Raw genomic sequence first — 5,060 nt, 5'->3', positions numbered from 1 at the left:
TCGCCATATTGCTATTATTAAATTTATTCATTATCTATCATTATAACTTATATTAACCTCTATGTTAAGTGCTATACTATAATTCAAATAAAGGAGCAAGAGCCGCTAGGATAATCTTAAATACTCCTAATCTTCCTGAAGATTCTATGGTTTTTTATAATGGAGGAGGCTATTTTTTAGATGCCCAAAATGTAGCTAATACAAAAATTATTGCTAATTATGAAGATTGTAAGGCAGCTATTATAATTTGTAAATTCGGTAGTGGTAGGGCTATTTTAAGTGGGGTGCATTTTGAGTACGATCCTTATCTAATGCGACATTCTAAATTACTCAATCCTATTATAAAGCCATTAATTAAACATAATAAGTCAAGAATTATGTTAGTTAAACATATTTTAAATATGTTGAGTATTGAAGCAAATGAAAAAAATAAGCAATCTTGCAAAAATAATGTAAACAGCTATTAGTGTAACATAAAAATCTGCTATATTTTATGGATATAACCTAACTTACTAATAAAATGCCAGGTTAATATAGGAGTAATTTTTGATATTAAAAATAATGGATGATTAAAAATCGGGATAAATTATAAATCCTATTGTAATTTATCTATAAAGTTATTATAATGTGTTGCTTCGTTTATCGAGTTGGCAAGATGTATTTACTATAACATAAATTTACTATAAATGCAATGAATAATAGAATAAGTAATCCATCTACAATAGTAGTTGCAATGTCTGGTGGGGTTGATAGCTCAGTAGTGGCTGCTATGCTTTGTGAACAAGGACATAAAGTCATTGGTATAACACTACAATTATACGATCACGGCATAGCCACCAAGAAAAAGAATGCTTGTTGTGCTGGGCAAGACATTTATGACGCAAAAATGGTGGCGGATATGCTAAATATTCCGCATTATGTATTGGATTACGAGTCTAAATTTAAAGAATCAGTAATTTATAACTTTGCCGATAGTTATATTAGAGGCGAAACACCTTCGCCATGTGTACAATGTAACCAGTCAGTTAAATTTAAGGACTTACTAAAAGTAGCAAAAGATTTAGGAGCCGACTGTCTTGCTACTGGTCATTATGTTCGGAAAGTCGAAGGTATAGATGGAGCAGAATTACATACTGGTATTGATATTGCCAAAGACCAAAGTTATTTTTTGTTTGCAACTACTTTAGAACAACTAAATTATCTATCTTTTCCTTTGGGAGAATTAAGCAAAGAGCAAACAAGGAATATTGCTACTAGATTTAACTTAGGCGTTGCAGATAAGCCTGATAGCCAAGATATTTGTTTTGTACCAGATGGTGATTATAGGAAGGTAATTAGTAATATCCGAACCGATGTTAATGAAAAAGGTAAAATAATCCATGTAGACGGCTTTGAACTCGGGACACATAATGGTATTATCAACTATACTATAGGTCAACGTCGTGGACTTGGCATAGCTTTTCATGAGCCACTTTATGTAGTAAGAATTGACCCTAATACAAAAATTGTCTATGTTGGTCCAGATTCGGCATTAGATTCTACCGAATTTACTATTAAGAATGTTAACTGGCTTGGTAAAGAAATGGTTGTCCAAGAGGAAGTTGAGGTGCAAGTTAAGATTCGTTCGACTCGTCCTGCTACCTTTGCCAAGATTAGTAGGATAAGTAATACAGAAATTAGGGTAAAGTTAATGTCTGCAGAGAAAGCTGTAACTCCTGGTCAGGCTTGTGTCATATATGATAATGCTCGAGTTCTTGGTGGAGGATGGATTACTAGAGAAATTGCATAAATACTTTTATAGTATCCCGATTAGTATTTATCGTCAACGTCATTGCGAGGAGCCACTTTAGTGGGCGAAGCAATCCAAATTTTATGTCACCCCTGCGTAGGTAGTGGGTTAGATTCCAGCCTAAGCGGGAATGACAAGAGTATTTTCTATTATTAAAATTGGAGAGATTAATGAGTTTTTTAACAAGAAAAAGTTTTGAATCAATAAAAGAGCTAGGGAAGACTAGTGGTCTCGCTAAAACCTTAGGAGCATTTGATTTAATATTATTGGGTCTTGGGGCTATAATAGGTACGGGTGTATTTGTAATAACCGGTCTAGTTGCGGCTAAATATTCTGGTCCTGCAGTTATGCTATCATATGCTATTGCTGGTGGAACATGTATTTTTGTTGCTCTTGCCTATACAGAGCTTGCTACCATGTTACCGACTTCTGGCAGTATTTATACTTACTCTTATGTAGCATTTGGTGAGGTATTTGCTTGGTTAATGGGTAGTGTTATCATATTAGAACTTGGTTTTGCTGCTGGAACTGTTGCAGCTTCTTGGTCTGGATATGTTCAGGCAATATTGTCAGCTGGTGGAATAGGTTTGCCTAAAGCTTTAACTACCGTGCCTAGCAATGGTGGAATAATAAATTTACCAGCTTTTCTTATTGTAGTGTTTGTCTCTTTTATTTTGTACTTAGGAACGAAAGATAGTAAAAAACTAAATGCCATTTTAGTATTTATAAAAATGGCAGCTATATTTGCTTTTATTGTGTTTGCCACACCGTATTTTGATGCAACAAATTGGCAAAACTTTTTACCTTTTGGCTTCAATAATATGTTAGTTGGAGCATCTATCCTATTTTTTGCTATGACCGGTTTTGGGACAATAGCCACTACAGCTGAAGAATGCAAAAATCCTAACCGAGATTTAATGATTGGTATTATTGGATCACTAGTAATTGCAACGATAGTATATGTTATAATAGCTGGGCTAGTCACTGGTATAGCCCCTTTTGATCAACTCAATAATGACCAACCACTTGCCTATGCTCTTAGCTTGAACAATAGTAATGTTGGGTCTGCCATAGTTGCTACTGGAGCAGTATGTGGTATGACTACGGTACTAATGATGAATATTTACGCTACATCCCGTATTTTTTATGTAATTGCTCGAGATGGGTTATTGCCGAAAAGTTTTGCAAAACTTCATACAAAATATGATAGTCCTTATATTACTATCTTAATATTTTCTGCACTTGCTGCATTATTAGGAGGATTTTGCCCAACTGAAATTCTTGTTCAGTTATCATCTATGGGATCATTAATAGATTATACAGTGGTTGCTATAATAGTCATATTGTTTAGAATAAAAATGCCAAATGTTCCAAGACCATTTAAATGTCCTGCTGCATGTATCATTATACCATTTGTTTTAATAGCTTGCCTATATTTACTATTTATACAAATATTTGATAGTAACTTTAATTTGATGATTGCAGGGCAATTATTAATATATTGGTTGGCACTAATGTTTGTTCTGTATATTCTTAGATTGTTCTTTATGAAACGACAAGTTTAATTTGTATGAGTAATGCACTACAACCATTACGTGGTACTAAAGACCTACTGCCTGCGGATTATATAATTCACAATTATATAATTAACACAGCAAAACATATTGGTGAACTTTATGGTTATCAAGCCATGAGTACGCCGATAATTGAATATACTAAAGTTTTTGACCGTACACTTGGAGAGACTTCTGATGTAATAAGCAAGGAAATGTACAATTTCCTTGATAAGAGTGATAATAATATTTCTCTTAGACCTGAGTTTACAGCCGGTATTATTAGGGCTTTTATCTCTAATAACCTGCAACAAACATTACCTATTAAGTTCTTTTCAAGCGGTCCAGTATTTCGTTATGACCGACCACAGGCTGGTAGACAAAGGCAATTTCATCAAATAAATTTTGAGTATATTGGTGGAGAAGAAGGATCGAGTAACGATGCTGAAACAATTAGGCTTGCCTTAGATATTCTTCAGGCTTTAGAAATAGATAAAGATACAACTTTAGAAATAAACTCAATTGGTTGTGCTGCAACTCGTACCATCTACCAACAAAAGCTGGTAGAGTATTTCAATGATTATAAGTCAGAATTATCAGAAGATAGCCAAAAGCGACTCGTCAAAAATCCGATGCGGATCTTAGATTCAAAAGATGAAAATGATAGAAAAATAGTTGCGAATAGCCCGTTAATGTCTCAATACTATAATAGTGATACTGCAAGATATTTTGACGATGTGTTAAGATACTTAGATTTACTGAATGTAAAATATATCATTAACCCAAGGCTAGTAAGGGGGCTTGATTATTATTGCCATACAACTTTTGAGTTTACTACTAGCAAACTTGGCAGTCAGTCGACAATTCTTGCTGGTGGAAGATATGATGGGTTGAGCAAAATTATGGGCGGGTCAGAGACAAAAGCCATTGGCTTTGCTGCTGGAATCGAAAGGCTTGCTTTAATGAGAGAATACAACATACCTAAAGCCAGACCAGTATTTATCTTTCCTATTAGTGACAATAATTTAGAATATTGTTTAATCTTAGCCAATCAATTACGCCAAAAAAATATTTCTGTTACCTTAGACGCCAAAGGCAAAATAGCCAAGAGAATGATTCGGGCTAATCTACAGAAAGCTAAATATGTTATTTTTGTTGGTGATGATGAACAAATGAGTAATAGCCTTAAATTAAAAGATCTTGATAAAGAACAAGAATATTTATTACAATTTGAGCAAATTGTAGAATTACTTTAGTTATTAGACCTCTTGCATAACCTAAAGATAATTGAGGAATTTTTAAAAAATATAACAAAATTATTGGCAATATTAATTTAATGTACAATTAAATTAATTAGAGAGGTACTTTTATGGAAGATATTGACAATTGGCGGGTAAAGTTCGAATCTTGTAAATATTCTACTAAGCTACTTAATAAATTGATTTTACTAAATGAAAAAGTAAATGATCCAGTAGATATCGACGAAATTACTAAAGCTATCTATTACGCTAAGAAATATCATGGTAGTCAAATGCGACAATCTGGTGACCCCTATTATTCTCATCCAATAGAAGTATCATACATGGTTGCCCAGTACACAGCCCAAGAAATTCCCACATTATTTAAAACTGAAATGATAGTTATAGCAGCTAACATATAGGTTCATACAATAATTTTAACGTTCTACAACTTGCCTCAAATAAGGAATCTCCCCTATC

At 33.5% G+C, this 5,060-nt stretch carries 5 protein-coding genes; all 5 read left to right on the top strand.

Annotated elements, in window-relative coordinates; genetic code table 11:
- The first annotated feature begins 68 nt into the window (after positions 1–68).
- The 5 genes from RiCNE_RS05780 (at position 69) to RiCNE_RS05760 (ending at position 5,002) form a co-directional block, all read left to right on the top strand.
- Complete coding sequence (locus RiCNE_RS05780) at positions 69–467, top strand: BPL-N domain-containing protein (RefSeq protein WP_094649640.1); 399 nt, start codon at positions 69–71, stop codon at positions 465–467.
- 224 nt (positions 468–691) lie between these two features.
- The gene (gene mnmA / locus RiCNE_RS05775) at positions 692–1,789 is read left to right on the top strand and encodes a tRNA 2-thiouridine(34) synthase MnmA (protein ID WP_094649639.1); all 1,098 of its coding nucleotides are present in this window, start codon (positions 692–694) and stop codon (positions 1,787–1,789) included.
- Between the two features lie 170 nt (positions 1,790–1,959).
- Positions 1,960–3,354 carry an amino acid permease gene (locus RiCNE_RS05770; RefSeq protein ID WP_094649638.1) on the top strand — a complete coding sequence of 465 codons (1,395 nt, stop codon included), beginning with the start codon at positions 1,960–1,962 and terminating at the stop codon, positions 3,352–3,354.
- 5 nt (positions 3,355–3,359) lie between these two features.
- Positions 3,360–4,598: a histidine--tRNA ligase gene (gene hisS, locus RiCNE_RS05765; protein WP_094649637.1), complete on the top strand. Its 1,239-nt coding sequence runs from the start codon at positions 3,360–3,362 to the stop codon at positions 4,596–4,598.
- Between the two features lie 113 nt (positions 4,599–4,711).
- The gene (locus tag RiCNE_RS05760) at positions 4,712–5,002 is read left to right on the top strand and encodes a bifunctional (p)ppGpp synthetase/guanosine-3',5'-bis(diphosphate) 3'-pyrophosphohydrolase (protein WP_094649636.1); all 291 of its coding nucleotides are present in this window, start codon (positions 4,712–4,714) and stop codon (positions 5,000–5,002) included.
- The last annotated feature ends 58 nt before the right edge of the window (positions 5,003–5,060 follow it).

Source organism: Rickettsia endosymbiont of Culicoides newsteadi, assembly GCF_002259525.1.
Lineage (GTDB): Bacteria > Pseudomonadota > Alphaproteobacteria > Rickettsiales > Rickettsiaceae > Tisiphia.
The sequence above is the reverse complement of the archived record's forward strand: the minus strand, read 5'-3'. Positions and strand labels throughout refer to the sequence as shown.

Coding starts and splice junctions, on each gene's coding strand:
- mnmA (WP_094649639.1), top strand. CDS start 692: ATGAATAATAGAATAAGTAATCCATCTACAATAGTAGTTGCAATGTCT.
- RiCNE_RS05770 (WP_094649638.1), top strand. CDS start 1,960: ATGAGTTTTTTAACAAGAAAAAGTTTTGAATCAATAAAAGAGCTAGGG.
- hisS (WP_094649637.1), top strand. CDS start 3,360: ATGAGTAATGCACTACAACCATTACGTGGTACTAAAGACCTACTGCCT.
- RiCNE_RS05760 (WP_094649636.1), top strand. CDS start 4,712: ATGGAAGATATTGACAATTGGCGGGTAAAGTTCGAATCTTGTAAATAT.